We start from the raw sequence: 20,485 nt of genomic DNA, 5'->3' as shown, positions 1-20,485 counted from the left end.
TGATTTTTTTGAATGTATGCAGCATGGATGAAGGTAGGATTAACAATCCCGATTCGAGATTGAAATCCTTTACTGCTCATCCTATCTTGGAATCAGCCTCCCGCCTGCGCTGCCACAATGCTTACCTCATCACCCTCATTCAGAGGTGTCTGAGTTCCATCCAAAAAGCGGATGTCTTCGCTGTTGACGTAGAAATTCACAAATCTGCGGGGTTCGCCCTTTTCATCGCACAAACGCACTTTGATGCCAGGATAGCTTCGCTCTAAGGATTCGAGCAGTTCACCAATCGTACCGCCACTGCCTTCAATGGTGGCTTGATTGTTTGTAAGCTTCTGGAGAGGAGTCGGAACGAGAACTTTGACTGTCATAGTTAAAGATTATTCAGTAGTCATTCATGCGTAGTCACGAGCGATGAGTCATTAGCAACCCCGGAGGGACTAATGACTCATCACAAAAAGCTGGTAGCGGTTATTAAACCAGAACTTGCTGCCAGTCGAGGCGTTCGAGTGTCCGAGAGCGCTCTAATGCCCGCTCGAAACTGTCCAACTTCGCCTCAATTGTCAGGGGTTCCCCGATGTATCCTTGCACCGCTTCTTGGGTTTTTAGTCCGTTGCCGGTAATGTAAACAACGGTCGTTTCTTCGGGATCAATTTTACCCGCTTCTACCAATTTTTTCAGCACGGCGATGGTAGTGCCACCAGCGGTTTCGGTAAAGATGCCTTCGGTTTCAGCTAATAGCTTGATGCCTTCAACAATTTCAGTATCGTTGACTGATTCAATGTTACCGCCGGTTTTCTTGGCGACTTCCAGCGCATAAACTCCGTCTGCTGGGTTGCCAATCGCGATTGATTTGGCAATGGTGTTCGGCTTCACGGGGGTTACGAAGTCGCGCCCTTCCCGATGGGCTTGGGCAATGGGAGAACAACCTTCAGCTTGGGCACCGCTGAAACGGACGCTCTTATCAGCTACTAGTCCAACGTTGATAAATTCTTGGAATCCTTTGTAGATTTTGGTGAACAGAGAGCCAGATGCCAGAGGAGCGACGATATGATCCGGCAGTTTCCAGCCTAGCTGTTCTGCTACTTCGTAGCCGAGGGTTTTTGAACCTTCCGAGTAGTAGGGACGGAGGTTAATATTGACAAATCCCCAACCTTGTGTATTAGCGACTTCGCAGCAGAGACGGTTCACTTGGTCGTAGTTGCCCTGAACTGCCATGACGGTGGGACCGTAGATGAGTGTACCTAGAACTTTACCGGCTTCCAGGTCGGCGGGGATGAAGACGCAGCAGTCTAAACCGGCGTAGGCCGCGATCGCTGCTGTAGAATTCGCTAAATTACCTGTACTGGCGCAGGATACCGTCGTAAATCCTAATTCCTGCGCTCTTGTTAAAGCGACCGACACCACCCGATCTTTAAAGCTCAGGGTGGGCATATTGACGGCATCGTTTTTAATATAAAGATTTTTAATACCCAGACGGCGAGCTAAGCGATTGGCTTTTACCAGTGGTGTCATGCCAGTTCCCACGTCAATCGGCTTTTCTGTGGCGACGGGCAAGAAGGAACGATAGCGCCAAATTGAGTTAGGCCCTGCCTGAATGCTTTCACGAGTGACGGTGCGGCGCAAAACATCGTAATCGTAGGTTACTTCCAGAGGGCCAAAACAAAACTCACAGACATGAGTTGCCTTGAGTTCGTATTCGGTGCCGCATTCTTTACACTTCAGTGCCGTAAAGGTTGCCGTTGTTGACTGGGTTGCCTGGGTCATGGGTATTTACACTCTAATCGTCCGTCATCGCTCGGTTGATACTAACACAGGCAAAAATACCCGTCAAATATATCCGACTCTTTTAGTCGGGTTTAAATGTTATTTACGATACAAAATTTAGCCCTCAGTCTGAAGACCGGGGCGATCGCATTCCAAGCTTGCGGTCGCGAATTTAGGAAAAAGAGGGAATTGAAGCGGATTTGGGATGAAAAAACCGGATTTCTAGGGTTTAAGTTTTGTCTTTCCTAGCCACCGCTAACAGGGGGAATCAGCACCACTTCATCCCCATCATGCAGAATGGTGTCTGGCTCGGCAAATTGAAAATTAACGCCAAAGCGAGTAACTTGACGCCATTTGTCAAGTTCCGGATGTTCGGAAGCAAATTTATCTAATATCGCTGAAACGGCTGTATTTGGAGGGATTTTCAGCACCAGTTCCGAAACGCCATAAGCTTCTTGATAGGCGGCGAATAATTTGACGGTAATCGCGATCGCTTCAGTGGACATAGGAAGTGATGCTAGAGGTGGCTGGCATTAGATTAGCGCGATCGCCGACCATCTGCTTTATGAATGCCCCCTAATCCAAAAAGCGATCGCACCCAAGAAAGGGAGAAATCGGAGCTTTTGGCTTGTTCAACATCTACATCAGATGCACTCTCTTCGAGGTTTTCGGCGTTTTCTGCGGAAGGGAGAGAATTTACCATGTTCAAGGAATCTTGTTGCACCGCCGCCAATGCTTGACCCACCGCCACGATAATCTGAGGTGCTAACTTAGCTTTAGCCCGTTGCTGTTGTAGATACCATCCTCTGGGACTGGTCGCATACAGGGCTGGCAGACGATTCAGGGCGTAAGCGATCGCATGGGCTGGATTGATATAGTTGACCAACTTTGGCGGTAACTGCTGAAGTTGTCGGTGTACTTCCTGAGCAACTAACAGTTCCATGACATTGCAGTAGGTTAGAACTTGATTCGGTTGCATAATCTTCTTAAAGACTGAGCTGGCGATCTCTATAAAGAAGGACAGACGTTAAAGAAGGCGATCTCGCGCGTTATCCTCTTAGATTGCCAAAGACGCTTTAGCTTGACGGCTCACTTTTTTGCTGACTCTTTGGCTCAGTTTTCAGCGTACGGCTGCGATCGCTACACCGAAAGGTGAGCCAGAATAAGCGAGAATTGTGGTAAAGAGCTTAACTATGGCGGGGTCTCTCAGAGCATCTGCACGGGGACTAGAAAGCGTTGATAAAGCCCGAAAAAGGAAAGGTTGGACAAAAACAATGACCGTTTCTTGGTGGCAGGCTGCCCTAACGACCCAGGCAACCTTGAAACGGTTTTGGCAGAAAAAACCTATTCACCAAGAGACCTTTATTAATATTTGCCAAGCTGTCGGGATCGGCAACTGGAGGGAAATTGTTGATTCAGGTGCCGTTGAAGAAGCAGAAGCGCGTGAAATGCCTATACTCGATTGGGGTGAAGCGCCTGATGTCTCTGGTTTCTATGGGCGCACAGAAGAACTCGCTGTGCTTGAGAAATGGATTGTCGCTGATAGTTGCCACCTAGTAACGCTGTTCGGCATGGGGGGAATTGGTAAAACAGCGCTATCCGTGATGCTAGCCGAGCAAATTCAGAATGAGTTTGATTATTTCATCTGGCGATCGCTCCGTTCTGCCCCATCAGTTGAAGACCTGATCGCAGACTTGCTCCGATGCCTCTCCAACGAGCAATCAACCGATTTACCAAAAGATATTGGTCGCCGAATCTCTCAGCTAATTGAGTCTTTGCGATCTCCCAAAGGAACAAACCCTTCCACAGGTTCCCATCGATGTCTGCTGATTTTGGATGAAGTCGAAACGATTCTAGGTGCTGGTCAAGCAACTGGGTATTATCGAGAAGGGTATGAAGGCTATGGCGAACTATTCAGACGAGTGGGAAGAGAGCGCCACAACAGCTGCTTAATGCTAATCGGTCGAGAGCAACCGAATGAAATTGCATTAATCCAGGGAGAAACTCCAAGCGTTCGTTCATTACTGCTGTCCGATCTCAATGATACAGACGCTTGGCAAATATTTAGAGCCAAAGGTTTGTCAGACGAGAACCACTGGAAAAGCCTTTTTCAAATCTATCGAGGGAATCCCTTAATCTTAAATATTATTGCCAGTTATATAAAAGACTCATTTGCTGGTAAAGTTTCTGATTTCTTAAAGCTAGAAACAATATTTTTAGGCGATATTCATCTAATTTTAGATACTTCCTGGCAACGGCTATCAAATTTTCAAAAAGAAATTATGTTTAAGTTAGCGGCTAATCTCAACCCCAGCTCTATCTTTAAATTAAAAGAAGAAATCAATCTAACGGTTTCAACTTCTGAAATTATGGAAGCGATTCAAGCATTAGAACGTCGTTCGCTGATAGAAAAGCAAATCGAAGGGAATGAAGTTATTTATACGCTTCAGCCAGTTGTGAGAAGGTATGTTAAAAGAAAAATTGCTAAGCGAACGGTTGAACAATAAAGTTATTTTCCGAGAGGAAGTTATAATTCTATAACATTCCCACTCAAATCGGGATAGTGTGTTTGCCGTGAGTTATTGCATCAATCCTAACTGCCGCAATTTCAACGAACCTGGTAATCAAAGCACTTGTCCTGACTGTGGCTCTGAAAGTTTAGTAGAAGGGCGCTATCGGGTCATCCAACGTTTGGGCAAAGGAGGCTTTGGTCAAACCTTTGAGGTGGAGGACGTGCGTCGGGAAGGTATAAAAAAAGTCCTAAAAATTTTGCTTACTGATTATGAGAAGGCAATCTGCCTATTCCAGCGGGAAGCCGAAGTTCTAAAGAAGTTGAATCATCAAGGGATTCCCAAAGTAGAGGCAGATGGATACTTCCAGTTATGTCATCTAAAGAGCGAAAAGCCCTTGCACTGCTTGGTGATGGAGAAAATTGAGGGGATCAACTTAAAAGAATGGTTGAGCAGCCGGAACCATCAACCCATCAGCCAAAAGCAAGCGATCGCTTGGTTGAAACAACTGGCAGAAATCTTACAGCAAGTGCATCAAAGCAACTATTTTCACCGGGATATTAAGCCGTCTAACATTATGCTGCGACCTGATAATCAACTGGTGTTGATTGATTTTGGCGCAGTCCGCGAAGCCACGGAAACCTACTTACACAAGTTAGCCGGAAGAGATGGCACAGCAATAATTTCCCACGGCTATACACCCCCAGAACAAGCCGATGGTAGAGCTGTTTCCAAATCTGATTTCTATGCTTTGGGACGCACCTTCGTTCATTTGCTGACAGGCATACATCCCCATGACCTTCCTGAAAACCCCCAAACAGGTCAGTTGAATTGGCGAAACAGTGCCCCACAGATTTCACTAGAGTTGGCAACTTTAATTAATGACCTGATGGCTCCTTTCGCAGGGAATCGACCTGAAAATGCCCAAGAAATTGTGCAACGTTTAGAAGAAATTGAGACGCAAATCAACAATCATCGGCGGACACGATCTCCCGACGACACGCTTACTTTGCTTCCTGAAGGCAATTGTTCAGACGAAGAAGTTACCAGGAGTATCAACTCAGGCAATTTAAGGCTTGTACTCATTTGGGTCGTGAGTGCAATTCTCTTGACAGGACTCGGAATAATTATTTATGCGCTCGTGAAACCGCCGAAGGCTTGTGATTCCAATCTTGCAGACAATGTCAGTTGTGGAGAAGAAGTTTTAGTTCCCAGTTTGAAAGGCGCTCTCAAGCAAAAAGGCGTGCAAAAATTTGCCAGCGGTCAATATGCTGAGGCTGTTGGTTTATTAGAGAAGGCACGGAGCGAACAGCCAAGCGACCCGGAAATTTTGATTTACCTGAATAATGCTCGATTGATGGATAAAAAGGAAAAGGCATACACGATTGCTGTTGCCGCTCCGATAACCAACAATCCAAACAGAGCGTTGGAAATTCTGCGAGGAGCTGCCCAAGTCCAAAATGAAATCAATCAGGGTCAAAGGATTAGTGGTAAAGGGCTGAAAGTAGTCATCGCAGATGATGCCAATAATCCTGTCAAAGCTAAACAAATTGCCGAGTCATTCGTGTTGAAAAAGGACATTTTAGCGGTCATTGGTCACTATGCCAGCGAAGTGACACTGGGAGCGATCGCAATTTATCAACAGCACGGGTTGGTATTAATTTCTCCAGGTAGCACCTCGGAAGACCTCTCTGAGTGGAGCCAAAAGAGCGAACACGTTTTCTTTCGCACTGTACCCAGTAATCGCGTGAATGCCCAGGCTTTGGCTAGCTACATGATCCAAGCCAATCAGCGGACAGCCGCAGTCTTTTACTCTGGCACGAGTAATTACAGCAAATCTATCCGAGATCAATTTCACGTTAGCTTCCCCGCAAGTAGAGGACGGGTAAGAGCAGATTTTGAACTGTGCAAAAAGGACTTCAATGCTGTTGAGGCGATTAACCAATCACAAGCAAAAGGCGCGACTACGCTTGTCTTTCTTCCGGATGGTCAGACCTGTCCTTTTTCCTTTCAGAATGTCTTAGCGGTGATTAAGGCAAATCAGGGTCGTTATCCGATGGTGGGAGCATGGGCTGTTTACAGTTCTGAGATTCTACAAATCGACCCTAAATATGTAGTCGGTCGCCTAGTAGTAACAGTCCCTTGGCATTCCTTGAGCAGCCCCAATCCAACGTTTCCCAAAGAATCTAAGCAGTTATGGAAAGCGGAAGTGAGTGGGCTGACCGCTACGACTTATGATGCAGCTCGTGCGTTAATAACGGCTTTAGCAAAAAAACCTCAACCGAATCGTTCTGACGTGCGGCTGGCTTTATCGGCTCCCGACTTTCGAGCCAATGGTGCAATGGGGATAATTAGTTTTCGCGGTGGAGATCCCAATGAGCCGATCTTTACATTGGTCAAAGTCGTGCCGTCTAACTGCTCGCTTTATGGTTTTAAGTTTGTACCTGTAGACTATCCCCCAGATAAACTTAAGGAAATAGAGCGCGGTTGCAAAAACTAAACGTACTTATCCGAATGCTCTAGCGGATTCTAACAAATCCATCCTTTTCAACTAGTTTTTGATCCCGATCTGTTAGCAGTAACTTGGCGTAAGCTTCCCCAGATCGTTGTTCAATTTGTTCGTTTTGTTTAACAATTACTGATAATTGGCGAGTTAGAGGATATTGACCATTCGAGAGGATTACTACTTGTGTAGATCGTTTAATGTCATTAAGCCTCTATTTGAGTTTGCCATTTATCGTCAAATCTTTAACTTTTCAAGTTTTTTAACTATGGTTGTTTTTTTTAACTGAATTAGGCTCGCTATATAAATCAGCTCTAACAGCTTCTCTCCTCTAATTCTTATGAGTTCTCTTCGCCTCAGGGGTTCGTTTTTTATCGGTTCTTTTTTTCAACAGCAACACGAGAATGGCACCAATTGCTAACCCTACACCATGTGCCCAATACCCAACGCCCACGGGATTGACGCCACCGGAAATATTTAAGCTACCGATTCCATAAAACATTTGCTGAATAAACCACCAGAATAGATAAAACAAAGCTGGCAGTTCAATAGGGATAAACACAATTACCAGGGGCAAAATGGTATCAATTTTTGCCTGGGGAAAACTCAGAAAATAGGCTCCGAGGACAGATGCGATCGCGCCATTTGCTCCAATTAAGGGCATCGTCAAAGTAGAGTCCAACCAAACTTGTACGATGCCCGTCAAAATGCCGCCCAGCAAGTAAAGTAGCAGAAACCACCGATGTCCGAGAAGATTCTCCACACTCTTGCCAAAAACAAATAAGAATAGGAGATTCCCTAAAATTTGACCAAAGCTGCTGTGAAGAAACATCGCCCAAAACAGGGAAGCAGAAAACATCAGCAAGGCAATCCACGCGGCTGGATTTTCTCCACTGAGAGCATCTGAAATCACCGCACTAATTCGGGCCGGAACGATCCCCCAGTGTTGGATAAAGGCGCTCAGCTTACCTACAAGCTCTAGTTTTAGCTCCCACAGAAACAAAGCAACATTGATTCCGATCAGGGCGTAATTAACAATCGGTTTGCTGCGACTGGGGATGTTATCAGCAATAGGAATCATGAAGGTTTTAGATTTTAGATTTTGGACGAATCATCAATCCACACGCTATGCCCTCAAACTTATCCTAGTTCGCTAAACAAATCCGCCAAAATTACATTAGAAAATAAAAAACCTTCCGGATCGGTTAATCTCAATCGTCCCTTTGGTGGGAGTTTCTGGGCGTCAAGCGCGATCGCTTTCCCGCTTTCGCCAACAATTTCTACCCAACCTTGCTGGTAGTAGGATTGCAAACACGTCCAAATTTGTTGCAGCGTCTGTTTGCCAAACTGTTCGGATAAGGTTGATAAACTAAGGCCCTCTGCTAGACGCAAGCCCAGCATCAACGTTTCCAACAATACTTCAGATGTCAATGTTTGAGGACAATCCCAGACGCCACCTGCTTTGACTATCTGTTGCACCCATTCGTAATATTCCCGTGTTTTGCGGGGACGGGTGAACCGGCACCCTTGCAAATAACTGGCGGCACCCATGCCAAAGGCATAGTAGGGGCGATTTTCCCAGTAAACTCGATTGTGGCGGCATTGATGACCGGGTTTGGCATAATTAGAAATCTCATAATGCTCATAACCGGCACTGGTGAGAACTTGCTGCGCCAGTCGATACATCTCGGCAGCCATTTCATCGGTAGGAAGCGGTTTGGCACCGGGTTGATACTGACGCCCAAAGGCAGTAACGGGTTCGACTTGGAGATCGTAGATTGAAATATGAGTGGGCGCGATCGCTACTGCGGTTTCTAGAGATTCCTGCCACTGTTCCAACGTCTGATGGGGCAAACCAGAAATCAAATCTAAGCTAAATTCGGGAACCCCCACTTTGCGGACTAGCTCCACAGCTGCAAAAATATCAGAGACAGAGTGCGATCGCCCGCACACTTCCAATAGTTCTGGCTGAAACGCCTGTACCCCCAGACTGATTCGATTCACTCCAACTGAGCGGTAGCCTTGAAGTTGTTGCGAGTCAAAGGTGCCAGGGTCCATCTCCATCGAAATTTCAGCATCGGTGGCAATACCAAAACCAGCATCAAGTTGAGTCAAAATTTGCTTGAGTTGTTGCACCGATAACAACGAAGGAGTACCACCTCCAAAAAAAACTGTTTTTAGGGAATTTCCTTGTACTGGTGTAACTTCAATTTCTTGGCACAATACCTCAACATACTGCTCAATTGTGCCAGAGTTCTTACCAGTCTTGCGATCCCCTACCACAGACACTGGAAAATCACAGTAAAAGCACCGGCGTCTACAAAATGGAATGTGGAGATAAGCAGAGCTGGGGATACCCAAATTAATATTTTTTGCGTCCGGGATTAAATAATTTAAGACCATATTTGTATCAATACTCAATATAGCGATGAAATCTTTAAATGTTTGATTAACAGTTGTTACTTTACTGAATTGTTGTCAGGTCTTTTCTTCTCTTAGCAAGAATACGTCAAGCCTATACCCCCTCTTGTTTCCTGTCTTTTAGAAGCGACATGATTGGCTAATTTTTCAGAATTGTTCTTTTAATAAATAAAGAGGTGGCTTCATAAAAATAGCTCAAATTGGATTAAATGCTGGTGCTAAATCAATGGTCATCCGCAAGAGTGAAGTCAATAACACAAAAGATATAATAAAACAAATGTAAATTTGTATCAGTTCTTGAGAGCCGCTTTCAGGAATTGAAGCAATCATCCCAAATAACTGGAAACCATGCTTGACGCAATCATTATTATTTTATTCATCCTAGCAGCGGCGGGAATCGGGTTCGACGCGATTGAATTACTGCCTAGCGGTGCCCTACATCAAGTCAGCAATCAGGACGCTTTACGCTGGGTCTTCGCCGGGTTTGCCGCCCTGGTTGGGGGCGCTGCCGGTTTGCTCGTGCAGACGACCTATCGACGCTTGGAAAAGAGAGTCCGGGAAATGCCGATCGAGGTCATTTTGACCAGAGCTGTCGGTTTGGTGATTGGCTTATTAGTTGCCAACTTGATGCTGGCACCCGTTTTCTTACTACCAATGCCCTTCGATTTTGCTTTTATTAAGCCTCTTGTTGCCATTTTAGGCAGTGTCATGTTTTCCTATTTGGGGGTCACTTTAGCGGATACCCACGGTCGTTCCTTCTTGAGGCTGATTAGCCCTCACAGCGTGGAAACGATGTTGGTGGCAGAAGGAACCCTCAAACCTGCCTCGACCAAGGTTTTAGACACCAGCTGCATCATCGATGGTCGCATTGAAGAACTGCTGAACACTGGCTTTATCGAAGGTCAAATCCTCGTACCCCAGTTTGTCTTGCAGGAACTGCAACAACTGGCAGATGGTTCCAACGATCTGAAGCGAGTTCGGGGACGGCGAGGGCTAGATATCCTGAACCAGATGAAGGATGCTTACTCAGAACGGATTGTAATCCACTCCGCCGATTACGATGAAATTCCCAAGGTGGATGCGAAGTTAGTCCGGTTGACGCAAGAAATCAACGGCACTTTGCTCACCAACGACTACAACTTGAGTAAGGTTGCTACTTTGCAGAAAGTGCCGGTGCTGAATATTAACGATTTGGCTCAGGCAATTCGGGCAATTTATCTGCCTGGTGATAGCTTGGATATCAAAATTATCAAGGGTGGCAAGGAACCAGCTCAGGGCGTCGGCTACCTGGATGATGGAACAATGGTGGTTGTGGAAGACGGGCGCGACTACATGGGTGGTGAAATCCGAGTGGTTGTAACCAGTGCCTTGCAGACTTCGGCGGGGCGAATGATTTTTGCTCGCCCTCAAGCGTCTGTTGTGGCTTGAGTAGCTTGAAGTGGCGATCGCCACTGGTGGCACCTAGAAAGCCCACAAGCACCACTCTTAAAATCTCACCGCCAAGAAAGTACGCAGAGGTAAATTGCTTCCTCTGTGTACCTTTGCGTTAACCTTGGCGTACCTTTGCGTTAACCTTGGCGTACCTTTGCGTTAACCTTGGCGTACCTTTGCGTTAAAAAAACCTACTCCTGCAAAATAGTTTTAGAGACGATCCGTGTCTTCTTCCTATCTGCTTCCGAAAGTTCTTCACCTGATTGCAAGCGAGTAGCACTGGTTTGGAGAACCGTCGCGCCTCCCTTGTCTCCCATTTGCAGGGCGGTTTTGGCGGCAGTTTGTAACATCGTCGCTGCACCCACGCGATCGCCTTGCTGCAATTTCGCCTCTGCTAACTGAGTTTGTCGGTATTTCGCCAACGCCAAAATAGACTGTTGCACCTGAGGATTGGGTGCGGGTTGGTAACTCCGGACAACATTCGCCTCAACTAAGACTTGTTGAGAAATTAGCCCCATTTTATCCTGGGCAGGATCGTCGTAACGGACTTGCACCTGGGCGATCGCTTGACGCCCTTCCGCTAGCTGGCTGACGTAAAGATTCGCCAAAATGATTCGCGGCACATCTTTCATCAAGTCTCCCAGACGTACCGTATAGCGATCGCCTTCTTGTTGTACCGGCAGTTCAATGGTATCTGGAGCAACTTGGGCGATGGGTTTGAGTTCCGCTAACCGTACCTTCGGCATTAACGAAAGTGATAAGTAGGCATTTGTCAACCCCACCGCAGAGATTCGATTAAACAAGCGTCCAAACTCATTCACTGCTTGTTCCGGACGCTCAATATAGGACAGCGTACCGCCACCCGCATCAGCAATTTTTTCCAAAACATCCTGGTTCCAGTGAGCGCCAAATCCCAATGTATTCAACGTCAGGTTGTAGCCAGTCGCCACTTGGGCAAATTTCAGACAGCGGTTGTTGTCGCCATGCTCATTTTCGCCATCTGTTAACAGAAAAGCTTGAGAAACCGTTTCCTTTTTGCCCTTCGCCAGTTCTTCAATTCCTAGTTTTAAACCCTCATCAATCGCCGTACCCCCATCTGCACTGAGCCGATTAATCTGTTTTTTAATATTTTCTGGGTTGTCAATGACTTGGTTGGGGACAAGCACTTTGGCTTTGTGATCGAAGGCGACAACCGAGATGCGATCGCCCGGTGTAAGACGATCCACCAGACCGATCGCTGCCTGTTTCACCGTTTCCAGGGGGCGTCCATTCATCGAGCCACTGTGGTCGAGAATTATGCATAAATTGAGCGGGGCACGATCTTCAAGATCCCCAGCGATCGCAGAAATAGAAATTTCTAGTTGACGCTGGCTACTCGTTTGAGTCGCGTCAATATTCATATCATTCAAAGCAGGCTGTAAACCAACTCTCATAGCACGCTCATTCCTGGCAGAACAAGAAGGGATCGGAGTAACCACAAGACTAAACGCTGACGCTCCGGAAAGGGAACCATAAAATTACCCCAACCGCGACCGGGCTTATTTTCTACAATAGCTTGCAGCCCAACACGGCGGAAGCAGCCAGCCAAAAGATCGCAATTCTTTGCAGAGTAAAACGCGATCGCTGGGGTGGATTTCACCCATCACCTTTCGCAAAAACCGATACTTAAACTCAGGTTTCTCTGTTTAAAAACCCAAAAATTAGAAGAGTTTAAGACCCATTTTCCGGCGTCCCCTCCCAAAAAGCCCGCTGACAGGCGCTAAAGCGACATCAAGCCACCCTCAACCTGACTAAAAGCGGTAAGGGGAGTAAAACTGCTAGAATCCAGTCAGTACGGTGGGGCACACCGGAATTAATGTCAAATTAAAGATAGCACCACTATTGCAGCTTTCCGATACGCCATGAACTCACCCATCCAGGCTGTTCAAGCTCCCTACGGCGGCGATAGCTTCTACCGAACACCGCCACCAGACTTACCGTCCCTGATTTTAAAGGAGCGGATTGTCTATCTGGGAACGCCCTTGGTGCCAGAGGTAACGAAACTAATCATCGCCCAACTGCTGTTTTTGCAGTACGAAGATCCAGAAAAACCGATCAAAATCTACATCAATTCCACCGGCACCTCGCGTTACGACGGCGAACCTGTTGGCTTTGAAACCGAAGCCTTCGCCATCTGCGACACGATGAACTACATCAAGCCGCCCATTCATACCATCTGTATCGGTTCGGCAATGGGAATGGCGGCAATGCTACTCTCTGCTGGGACTAAAGGCTATCGCGCTAGTCTGCGCCATGCCACGATTATCCTGAACCAGACTAAGAGCTACGCTCGCGGTCAGGCGACGGATATTCAAATCCGAGCCAAAGAAGTGCTGGCTAATAAGACAACGATGCTGGATATCCTATCGCGCAATACAGGTCAGACCCCTGAAAAAATTGCCAAGGATATGGATCGACTCTTCTATATGACTCCGGAGCAAGCTGTGGAATATGGCTTGATCGATCGGGTTCTAGAGTCCAAATCAGATTTACCAACACCACTTCCCGCTGGTGTTATCTGAAGAATTAAAAATTAAAAATTAAAAATGAAGACTATTCAAATTTTTAATTTTTAATTTTGCATTTTTAATTCTTTGGATACGAATTTTCACTTTTTACGAACGGAGTTCTACATTATGCCTATTGGCTACCCTAGAGTTCCCTACCGGATGCCAGGGGGACAATATACCGAGTGGATTAACATCTACGATCGCCTTTACCGGGAACGGATTATTTTCATGGGCGAAGATGTTGATGATGAAATGGCTAACCAGATAATTGCCGTGATGCTTTATCTGGATTCGGAAGATCCGGGCAAGGACATCTATCTCTATATCAACTCTCCGGGTGGCGTAGTCACTTCTGGCATGGCGATTTATGACACCATGCAGCACATCAAATCAGATGTGGTGACAATTTGTGTAGGCTTAGCGGCATCAATGGGTTCGTTCCTGCTGACCGCTGGGACAAAAGGTAAGCGTCTCGCTTTGCCTCACTCGCGGATTATGATTCACCAACCTTCTGGTGGTACGCGGGGACAAGCCACAGACATTGAGATTGAAGCGAGAGAGATTCTACGGATTCGTCGCCAGCTGAATGAGATTTATTCTCACCGGACGGGTCAGCCTATTGAGAAAATTGAGAAGGACATGGATCGTGACTTTTTCATGTCTGCTCAAGAAGCGAAGGAATACGGTCTAATTGACCGCGTTATCGAAGAACGTCCGAAGTAATGAGTGATTAGCTGTTAGCTGTTAGCTGCTTGACGGGTGGGTAGTCGCAATTGTAAACTTGGGCTTCCAACAAGATTCTCAGAAGCTAATAGCTAACCGCTAAAAGCGAAGGGCTAGAAATAAACTCCCGACTATCAACAAAGATTAAAGCCTAATCGATAGATGATTCCTCTGATGAACCTCGCAGATTGTTACCGGGTGTTGGGGTTAAGATCAGGGGCATCTTTTGCAGAAATTAAAGCGTCTTACCGACGTTTGGCACGGCAGTATCATCCCGACGCAAATCCTGGCGATCGCCAAACGCAAGATAAATTTATAGAGTTGACGGAGGCTTACAAGTTCCTCCTCAGTGTAGTAGATAAGTCTGAGACGGTTGAGAAAGTATCCAATCCAGAACAGACTGCTGCACCGCCTCCTCAACCTTCCGTCACGAAGGTGACTCGCAAAGAGACGCCCAAAGAAACGCCCGTTCAAAAACTCCCAGACTTATCGATAACTGAGCAACAGCTGAAGTGGAGTTCTTATCAGCAGTTGCAGCAGTTGCTGAAAAATCGCCGATTTCCCCGCGCGATCGCCCTCATCGAAGGACTCGCCCAACGTCTGCCAGAAGATCCAGAAGTGCGTCAGTGGCAAGCGATCGCTTATCAACGTTGGGGGCGTCAGCTGATCGCTGAAAAGCAACTCGAAAAGGCAAGAATTTATCTAAAAAAAGCCCTGAAAACCGACCCCCATAATCGCTCTCTCTGGGCAGAAGTAGAACGAGATTTTCGCCGTTTAGAGCAGATTTTTTAGCTTTACTTCGCTGCAATCAAATATCTTCAATTGGGTTCTGCTTGGGATTCTTTGGGAGCAAAGCGAATGCAAGTGATTTTCCAGTTGGACTCCTCGAAGCCTTGATTAACCGACTCCAAGGACTCTCTCACCGCTTGTGAGCCATGATAGATAGGTGGCTCCATCTCAAATCAGGGCAATGGGACTGTTGGGACCTTTGTCTAGGAGATACTTGAGAAAAGCAATCATGCCCTCAGAATTGCCTGCCTCAGCTGCTTGAATCAGTTACAAGGATATTGCACGCGAGAGTAAGCACCGCTATATAAAGCGACTCCTATAGCAGTCGTATTTGAGTTGTGATGATGCTAACGGTTCAGATCGCCGACTTCTTAGCGGGGATCTCGCCTTCAGGAACAATTTAGGATTGCTATAACAGATAATTTATTAAATAAATATTAATTGTGAAAATCGTTACTCTAGACGCATTTTCGCCCTAGCCTCTCTTAAAAACAGAACCTGAAATCTGGCTGTCTCTACCAAAAATGTAGGTTAACGAGATTCAGATTTTCTTTATAAATGTCCTCTCACCCATCAATAACCGTTTGTTTGGGAAGGGAAGGATTTTATCCAGTGCCTATAACGCTTGACAGCAGATTGTTTTGAGCAATGTTGCAATTGCTTAATCTATGGATAGTTGACGCTCGTATTTATGTTAAGCAGCTTCATAACTTTTTATGATGAAATGCAATGTTTTAAGTGGATATCGTACAAGTTATAGCTCATTGTAAAAATCAGATCGCATACTTTATAAAGACAGAGAAATTTTGCTTTTGAAATGGTTCCTCAAAGGAAATACTTTATGCAACCCTTAAATTCACCAGTTTCAGCCTGTCGCTATTGTCAATTTTATAATCCGATGGGACGACGTGGCGGCTGTTGTCAAACTCTTGGCGTAACCGTTCAAAGTGGATGGCAAGGTTGTCAACTGGGAATTCCTCGGTTTAAAATTCCCTACGAATGTTCCCAAGAAGATTCGCAGAAACGAGTTGAAGCAATTGTAATTTAAAATACAACAGAAAAGAGGAATCTGAAACAGTCTGAAAGTTAGAAAGCCAATTTTTTTTATTTCTCCTTTAATAGCACGCTTCTGTTTGACGGGTTGCCGGAAACTGAAAAAGCAATTTTCTCAATAAGAATCTATGCATTGCAACCCGTCTATAATGGCAAGCCCATGAAAGGAGTTCTTTAATCGTTTAGTTTTTCCCTTTTAAATAGTGCGATCGCTGATTAACCCGTTAATACGGGTTTTTTTGGGTATTATTCCGTACATCGGATAAATGAGCGATCGCTTTTCGATACAAGTCCAAAACCCGCCTTGCCTCTTTGTCTGAAAATCGTTACACTTTCCCCTCTGCCAAGTTTTGTAATTCCTGCTGTAGAAAATTTCCCCATTCCGCTGCAAGGGGAATTTCAGTAAAGGGGATTTTCACCGAAGCGGCTGGTGCAAAGACAAATTCCAGCGAAGCGACACGACCTTTACTGGGCAGTGCTTCTAAATCAACGGGCTTGTCATCTACTAGCAGCCGAATCGCTTTAACATCCTTTAAGGAAAACGTTTGCACCTCCACTGGACCTTTTCGCGTCGGTTTTCCCCAGGTTAAAGTGCTGTCATTTTGAGCCAACACTGCATAGATATCGTACTTAGATCGCTCAAACTGCTGTGCCCAGACGCGATAAGCTTCAACTTTTTGATACTCATTCCAGCCTTGCCAAGCCAGCCAGATAAACGCTGCCAGTAGGGGCAGCCACAACAGACCTCTTTCCATTGTCGGATTTTCGCTCTTTAACTATTCTGATATCTTGCAGCCTAACAGACGATTGCATCTATCCTTGGTTAGCTCCCCTTCGGCTATCTGCTAAGTATAAATACTGGATCTAGATTTGCCTAAAACCGTCGAAAGGTTTCTCCAGAAGCTTCCCGATGAGAGTAAATTGCCCAAAGGCTTGAATAAGGCTTTACCAATACTTACCAATACCAACAAAGTCCGCCCAGCTCTTTGAGAGGCGCTTCGCGCTTCGGAAACTCAATTTAGCCTGCCTCGCTGGCTTTGTTTCGATAAAAGCTCTCACAACTTCCGCCCCTTTGTCCTGAACGAGGCATTACGCATAAGTCCCAGCTTGTTGTCTTCCTGATGCTTCTCCCGTACAGATGCGCCCTTGGGTTCTCAGTTTGAGGGTGAAGTATTCGTGCCTTGTACAAGTCACTTCAACCCAAATCTTTCTGCGCCAATGCTTTACCCCTACATGATTTCAACAGAGGCGGGTAATGCATCGTTCTTCTGAAGAGGGGTAAAAGGGTTGGTGTAGCCGAAACTACCAGTATCGGTAGGTATTTTGGCGCTCATTACGCTGCACCCAGTTTCTAGCTGCGATCGAGATCACAAAGCTGGAAACAGCCAGTCACATTTTGTGAGCCAATCCCATCACTCAAACTTGGGGATTTCAAGCAAATATTTGCAGCAATAATGTCACATTTCACTATAGGTTTTTATCACTAGAGAATCTTAATAAAACCTTCATAATTAAAAACATCGAATTCAACAAACTAGGATGCAATCTCACATTTATCTACCTCAAGTCATTATCGAACAAGTGATTTTTCAAATATTTACTATTAGTCGAATTTTTCGTATGGCTCAACCAAAATTGATGTTAACGTTATCCTCTAAATATTTAATTAATATAAGATCTTAATTGAAAATTATTTGATGTTATTCAGTTTACAGCACTGAATAATAGATCTGATTAAAAAAATAATTTTATCATAATTATTTCAAAACGACAAAAATTTTATGAGTCATCTACTACTAAAAGCTACAGGAATATTCATCTTTATATTTGGGTTACAACTGCTCAATATTCAATTGAACTTTAGCATCAGAACTCCCGATAATACTACACAAAATCAAACCTACGAACCCCCAAATCTAGGATTCTCGGACGATAATAGTCAAGGCGCAGGAACCCGCTAACGACAAGAGAATGCCTCCCTCACCTCAAACTGAGTATTAAATAGACGCTCATCGGCTGAAAACCCACAAGTCCTTCAGTAAGAGTAAAAATAGGGTTCTTTCGCTTCAAGAGAACTTTTGCCACAAGCAGCCTGATTCGTATCGCTTATTACTGCAAACGAGCGGTATTACTCCAACAAACAAAAATTAATAACTAAAAACTGAATACACCACGGGGCAGATGCATGAGTTATCGTGGGGAGAAACTGGCGCTCACAAGACGGGTGAATATGAGAAAGCTTTTGATAGCGTGCTTGTTTTTATTGGGGGTAGGTTTTGCCCTGTTTAACTTCAAAGGACTGGCAGCACAAGGTGAGTTTGACTCGATTGTGCTGGATTTCCGCGAAGACGTACCAGCAGAAGTGGTGCAAGAACAGGTGCGATCGCTAGGCGCTCAGTATAACAGCGAATTTTCCGAGTCAGATCAGTTGTATATCATTAAAGGCGATCGCAACCTGCTGAAAACTCTAAAAAAATCGCCTTTAGCCAAAAAAACCGAATATATTGAACCGAATTATGTCTACAAAGCTCTGGAAGTCCCCAACGACCCAGAGTACAGCAAACAGTGGAACCTACGGAGTATCAACGTAGAATCTGCTTGGGACGAAACCAAAGGCGCAGGGATGACAGTTGCCGTCATTGACACCGGCATCAGTCGCGTTCCTGATCTGAAAGATACCAAGTTTGTCCAAGGCTACGACTTTGTTAACAACCGAGACCAAGCAGACGACGACAACGGGCACGGCACCCACGTTGGCGGTACTGTTGCCCAAGCCACCAATAATGGCTATGGCGTCGCGGGTATTGCTTACGAAGCCAGCCTTATGCCGCTGAAAGTGTTGAGCGCAGAGGGCGGCGGCACCGTTGCCGATATTGCCGAAGCAATTAAGTTTGCCGCCGATAACGGTGCTGATGTCATTAACATGAGCTTGGGCGGTGGTGGCGAAAGTCAGGTAATGCAAGAAGCGATTGATTATGCCTACAACAAAGGCGTCGTCATCGTAGCCGCAGCAGGAAACTCTAATGAGAATTCTGCCTCCTACCCAGCTCGATATCCCCACGTTATCGGTGTTTCAGCAATTGATTCTGCCGGTGAAAAAGCCTTTTACTCCAGCTATGGTGCTGGTGTGGATATCTCAGCCCCTGGTGGTGCAATCACCGAAGAAAATCCATCGGGTGGGATTCTGCAAGAGACCATTAGTTATGACGAAAACGGGAAGCTCATCCCCACTTTTGCTGCCTTCCAAGGCACCAGTATGGCGTCTCCCCACGTTGCTGGTGTCGCCGCTTTAGTGAAAGCCTCTGGCGTAACCGAACCGGAGGAAGTATTGGGTGTCCTCAAAAAGTCGGCACGGGTAATTTCAGATGACGCTCTCAACTACTTTGGGGCTGGTCATCTCGATGCTTCTGCGGCTGTAAAACTGGCGGTACGCGGGCAAATTACCTTCCGCGACTTCTTCCGCTGGTTGCGCGATAATGGCTATCTCAATCCTCGCTTCTGGATTGATGGCGGTGCGGTGGCACTGTTACCTAAGATTGCGATGGTATTAGGTTCTTATGTCCTTGCCTGGTTCTTGCGGAATTATTTCCCCTTTGGCTGGAGTTGGTCGCTAACCAGCGGTTTGGTTGCCGGTAGTTCTGGACTATTCTTCCTGCGCGGCTTCTATATTTTCGATCTTCCCCAGTGGCCTTTCCGGATGATGGGCAGTTCGATTCCCGAACTGGGCAATACGATTCAAGGCAGTGGTTTATTGAATCCCATCTTTGCCAGCGTGTTGATTCCTTTTGCATTAATCGCCTTGCTACTAGGACACCGCAGTTGGAAGTGGTTTGCGATCGGCTCTGCCTTGGGCGTGGCATCCTGTTTATTAGTGAGTGCCGTAGCAGATCCGGCGATGTTGTGGTTAGGTCATGGCGCGATCGCTAAGATATTCCTAATTACTAATGCCCTCCTGTGTATCGGACTCGCCTATTTATCCAGCAAAGGAGAAGGGCAAACAGCATGAGCATCAGCGTAGAAGGCACTATCGAACGCAAGGGACTTGGCCCAGGAACCTGGGCACTGGTCACTCAAGAGGGTCAAACTTATGAACTCCACAAAGCTCCAGAAGATTTACGTAAATCGGGACTCAAAGTGAAAGTCAAAGGTGAGGTGCGAAACGACGTGATGACCTTCGCGATGATTGGCCCGGTTCTAGAAGTTAAATCTTTTGAGGAAGTCAGTTCGGATTAGCCATGAGCGATTAGCGGTTGGTCATTCGTTAACAGCGAATGAGCGATCGCTAATCTGCCTTCTGCTTCTCGTTATTTCTAGCACAGTGGCTCTCCCATCGCGGGGTTGAGGGATGGAAATGCCAAGCAACTTGTGTCAGTTCCCCCCTAACCCGCCTTTGAAGCCGGGAGAAATCCAGAAAGTCTTACACCGCCTAACGAACCGAAAAAAAAATCCCCGGCTCAAACCGGTGAGCCAGGGGATGTCAATCAGGGTGCATCTACCAATCTACTCTTCTAAAGGATTCCTCAACTATCCGGATTAAGTTGGGGTAAATTTAACGATTAAATTAGAATAAATAGAAATTTTCTCTCCCTTTCCCGGAATCCATCAACGGCATCAGCGTTCAAGAAAACGAAACTGCCCTTCATGGAAACTTTAAGTAACTTGAATCTATCTAGGAAGAAAGGGAAACAGTTCCTCCTCCAGGTAAGAAAAGCAGCTAGAAGGTTCTAACTGAAGCAGGAGTG

General features: G+C 46.0%; 19 protein-coding genes and 1 pseudogene. 10 read left to right on the top strand and 10 right to left on the bottom strand.

The genetic code is table 11. From position 1 onward, the window contains the following. Positions 1–92: 92 nt before the first annotated feature. The 4 genes from NDA06_RS08730 to NDA06_RS08715 all read right to left on the bottom strand — a co-directional run bounded on the left by NDA06_RS08730 (position 93) and on the right by NDA06_RS08715 (position 2,743). Complete coding sequence (locus NDA06_RS08730; RefSeq protein WP_190985528.1) at positions 93–368, bottom strand: MoaD/ThiS family protein; 276 nt, start codon at positions 366–368, stop codon at positions 93–95. A 103-nt stretch (positions 369–471) separates the two neighbouring features. Beyond that, a complete protein-coding gene (gene thrC / locus NDA06_RS08725; protein WP_190413131.1) occupies positions 472–1,764 on the bottom strand; it encodes a threonine synthase in 1,293 nt (430 codons plus the stop codon). A gap of 245 nt (positions 1,765–2,009) precedes the next feature. Beyond that, positions 2,010–2,270, bottom strand: a complete 261-nt coding sequence (locus NDA06_RS08720; protein ID WP_190985527.1) for a MoaD/ThiS family protein — start codon at positions 2,268–2,270, stop codon at positions 2,010–2,012. Between the two features lie 32 nt (positions 2,271–2,302). Further along, positions 2,303–2,743 carry a late competence development ComFB family protein gene (locus NDA06_RS08715; protein WP_190438669.1) on the bottom strand — a complete coding sequence of 147 codons (441 nt, stop codon included), beginning with the start codon at positions 2,741–2,743 and terminating at the stop codon, positions 2,303–2,305. A 295-nt stretch (positions 2,744–3,038) separates the two neighbouring features. Here NDA06_RS08715 and NDA06_RS08710 point away from each other — a divergent pair, with 295 nt between their 5' ends. Together NDA06_RS08710 and NDA06_RS08705 are read left to right on the top strand one after the other, a co-directional pair. Next, positions 3,039–4,271 carry an NB-ARC domain-containing protein gene (locus tag NDA06_RS08710; RefSeq protein ID WP_242047422.1) on the top strand — a complete coding sequence of 411 codons (1,233 nt, stop codon included), beginning with the start codon at positions 3,039–3,041 and terminating at the stop codon, positions 4,269–4,271. A gap of 67 nt (positions 4,272–4,338) precedes the next feature. Beyond that, positions 4,339–6,774 carry a bifunctional serine/threonine-protein kinase/ABC transporter substrate-binding protein gene (locus tag NDA06_RS08705; RefSeq protein WP_190985525.1) on the top strand — a complete coding sequence of 812 codons (2,436 nt, stop codon included), beginning with the start codon at positions 4,339–4,341 and terminating at the stop codon, positions 6,772–6,774. 19 nt (positions 6,775–6,793) lie between these two features. On the opposite strand, the pseudogene NDA06_RS08700 reads toward NDA06_RS08705, so the two are convergent. From NDA06_RS08700 to hemW, 3 genes and pseudogenes are all read right to left on the bottom strand, one after another. Next, positions 6,794–6,943, bottom strand: a pseudogene (locus tag NDA06_RS08700) (phosphate ABC transporter substrate-binding protein); the annotation flags it as partial. A gap of 165 nt (positions 6,944–7,108) precedes the next feature. Then, a complete protein-coding gene (locus NDA06_RS08695; RefSeq protein WP_190985524.1) occupies positions 7,109–7,858 on the bottom strand; it encodes a rhomboid family intramembrane serine protease in 750 nt (249 codons plus the stop codon). A 59-nt stretch (positions 7,859–7,917) separates the two neighbouring features. Next, positions 7,918–9,180: a radical SAM family heme chaperone HemW gene (gene hemW / locus NDA06_RS08690; protein WP_190985523.1), complete on the bottom strand. Its 1,263-nt coding sequence runs from the start codon at positions 9,178–9,180 to the stop codon at positions 7,918–7,920. Positions 9,181–9,546: 366 nt separating this feature from the next. On the opposite strand from hemW, the gene NDA06_RS08685 reads away from it, so the two are divergent. Next, a complete protein-coding gene (locus tag NDA06_RS08685; RefSeq protein WP_190413113.1) occupies positions 9,547–10,626 on the top strand; it encodes a PIN/TRAM domain-containing protein in 1,080 nt (359 codons plus the stop codon). A gap of 194 nt (positions 10,627–10,820) precedes the next feature. Here NDA06_RS08685 and NDA06_RS08680 read toward each other — a convergent pair whose 3' ends face one another. Beyond that, entirely contained in the window at positions 10,821–12,062 is a 1,242-nt protein-coding gene (locus tag NDA06_RS08680) for a VWA domain-containing protein (RefSeq protein WP_190681759.1), read from the bottom strand. A gap of 468 nt (positions 12,063–12,530) precedes the next feature. Between NDA06_RS08680 and NDA06_RS08675 the strand changes: the two genes are divergently transcribed. The 3 genes from NDA06_RS08675 (at position 12,531) to NDA06_RS08665 (ending at position 14,693) form a co-directional block, all read left to right on the top strand. Further along, positions 12,531–13,190 carry an ATP-dependent Clp protease proteolytic subunit gene (locus tag NDA06_RS08675; RefSeq protein ID WP_190413108.1) on the top strand — a complete coding sequence of 220 codons (660 nt, stop codon included), beginning with the start codon at positions 12,531–12,533 and terminating at the stop codon, positions 13,188–13,190. Positions 13,191–13,304: 114 nt separating this feature from the next. After that, a complete protein-coding gene (locus NDA06_RS08670; protein ID WP_190413106.1) occupies positions 13,305–13,901 on the top strand; it encodes an ATP-dependent Clp protease proteolytic subunit in 597 nt (198 codons plus the stop codon). A gap of 174 nt (positions 13,902–14,075) precedes the next feature. Next, positions 14,076–14,693, top strand: a complete 618-nt coding sequence (locus tag NDA06_RS08665; RefSeq protein WP_190413729.1) for a J domain-containing protein — start codon at positions 14,076–14,078, stop codon at positions 14,691–14,693. A 26-nt stretch (positions 14,694–14,719) separates the two neighbouring features. Here NDA06_RS08665 and NDA06_RS08660 read toward each other — a convergent pair whose 3' ends face one another. Continuing rightward, positions 14,720–14,857, bottom strand: coding sequence for a hypothetical protein (locus tag NDA06_RS08660; protein WP_190413104.1), 138 nt, complete (start codon positions 14,855–14,857; stop codon positions 14,720–14,722). A 674-nt stretch (positions 14,858–15,531) separates the two neighbouring features. On the opposite strand from NDA06_RS08660, the gene NDA06_RS08655 reads away from it, so the two are divergent. Then, positions 15,532–15,738 carry a hypothetical protein gene (locus NDA06_RS08655; RefSeq protein WP_190413102.1) on the top strand — a complete coding sequence of 69 codons (207 nt, stop codon included), beginning with the start codon at positions 15,532–15,534 and terminating at the stop codon, positions 15,736–15,738. Positions 15,739–16,069: 331 nt separating this feature from the next. Here the strand turns inward: NDA06_RS08655 and NDA06_RS08650 are convergent, their stop codons facing one another. Then, complete coding sequence (locus tag NDA06_RS08650; protein WP_190413100.1) at positions 16,070–16,498, bottom strand: hypothetical protein; 429 nt, start codon at positions 16,496–16,498, stop codon at positions 16,070–16,072. Positions 16,499–17,524: 1,026 nt separating this feature from the next. Between NDA06_RS08650 and NDA06_RS08645 the strand changes: the two genes are divergently transcribed. From NDA06_RS08645 to NDA06_RS08635, 3 genes are all read left to right on the top strand, one after another. After that, positions 17,525–17,704, top strand: a complete 180-nt coding sequence (locus NDA06_RS08645; protein WP_190683844.1) for a hypothetical protein — start codon at positions 17,525–17,527, stop codon at positions 17,702–17,704. 269 nt (positions 17,705–17,973) lie between these two features. Further along, complete coding sequence (locus tag NDA06_RS08640) at positions 17,974–19,749, top strand: S8 family peptidase (RefSeq protein WP_190985542.1); 1,776 nt, start codon at positions 17,974–17,976, stop codon at positions 19,747–19,749. Beyond that, positions 19,746–19,976, top strand: a complete 231-nt coding sequence (locus tag NDA06_RS08635; RefSeq protein ID WP_190985522.1) for a hypothetical protein — start codon at positions 19,746–19,748, stop codon at positions 19,974–19,976. The genes NDA06_RS08640 and NDA06_RS08635 overlap by 4 nt, the downstream gene beginning before the upstream one ends. The last annotated feature ends 509 nt before the right edge of the window (positions 19,977–20,485 follow it).

The organism is Trichocoleus sp. ST-U1 (genome assembly GCF_039961835.1).
Lineage (GTDB): Bacteria > Cyanobacteriota > Cyanobacteriia > Cyanobacteriales > FACHB-T130 > FACHB-T130.
The sequence above is the reverse complement of the archived record's forward strand: the minus strand, read 5'-3'. Positions and strand labels throughout refer to the sequence as shown.

Coding starts and splice junctions, on each gene's coding strand:
- NDA06_RS08730 (WP_190985528.1), bottom strand. CDS start 368: ATGACAGTCAAAGTTCTCGTTCCGACTCCTCTCCAGAAGCTTACAAAC.
- thrC (WP_190413131.1), bottom strand. CDS start 1,764: ATGACCCAGGCAACCCAGTCAACAACGGCAACCTTTACGGCACTGAAG.
- NDA06_RS08720 (WP_190985527.1), bottom strand. CDS start 2,270: ATGTCCACTGAAGCGATCGCGATTACCGTCAAATTATTCGCCGCCTAT.
- NDA06_RS08715 (WP_190438669.1), bottom strand. CDS start 2,743: ATGCAACCGAATCAAGTTCTAACCTACTGCAATGTCATGGAACTGTTA.
- NDA06_RS08710 (WP_242047422.1), top strand. CDS start 3,039: ATGACCGTTTCTTGGTGGCAGGCTGCCCTAACGACCCAGGCAACCTTG.
- NDA06_RS08695 (WP_190985524.1), bottom strand. CDS start 7,858: ATGATTCCTATTGCTGATAACATCCCCAGTCGCAGCAAACCGATTGTT.
- hemW (WP_190985523.1), bottom strand. CDS start 9,180: ATGGTCTTAAATTATTTAATCCCGGACGCAAAAAATATTAATTTGGGT.
- NDA06_RS08685 (WP_190413113.1), top strand. CDS start 9,547: ATGCTTGACGCAATCATTATTATTTTATTCATCCTAGCAGCGGCGGGA.
- NDA06_RS08680 (WP_190681759.1), bottom strand. CDS start 12,062: ATGAGAGTTGGTTTACAGCCTGCTTTGAATGATATGAATATTGACGCG.
- NDA06_RS08675 (WP_190413108.1), top strand. CDS start 12,531: ATGAACTCACCCATCCAGGCTGTTCAAGCTCCCTACGGCGGCGATAGC.
- NDA06_RS08670 (WP_190413106.1), top strand. CDS start 13,305: ATGCCTATTGGCTACCCTAGAGTTCCCTACCGGATGCCAGGGGGACAA.
- NDA06_RS08665 (WP_190413729.1), top strand. CDS start 14,076: ATGAACCTCGCAGATTGTTACCGGGTGTTGGGGTTAAGATCAGGGGCA.
- NDA06_RS08660 (WP_190413104.1), bottom strand. CDS start 14,857: ATGGAGCCACCTATCTATCATGGCTCACAAGCGGTGAGAGAGTCCTTG.
- NDA06_RS08655 (WP_190413102.1), top strand. CDS start 15,532: ATGCAACCCTTAAATTCACCAGTTTCAGCCTGTCGCTATTGTCAATTT.
- NDA06_RS08650 (WP_190413100.1), bottom strand. CDS start 16,498: ATGGAAAGAGGTCTGTTGTGGCTGCCCCTACTGGCAGCGTTTATCTGG.
- NDA06_RS08645 (WP_190683844.1), top strand. CDS start 17,525: ATGAGTCATCTACTACTAAAAGCTACAGGAATATTCATCTTTATATTT.
- NDA06_RS08640 (WP_190985542.1), top strand. CDS start 17,974: ATGAGAAAGCTTTTGATAGCGTGCTTGTTTTTATTGGGGGTAGGTTTT.
- NDA06_RS08635 (WP_190985522.1), top strand. CDS start 19,746: ATGAGCATCAGCGTAGAAGGCACTATCGAACGCAAGGGACTTGGCCCA.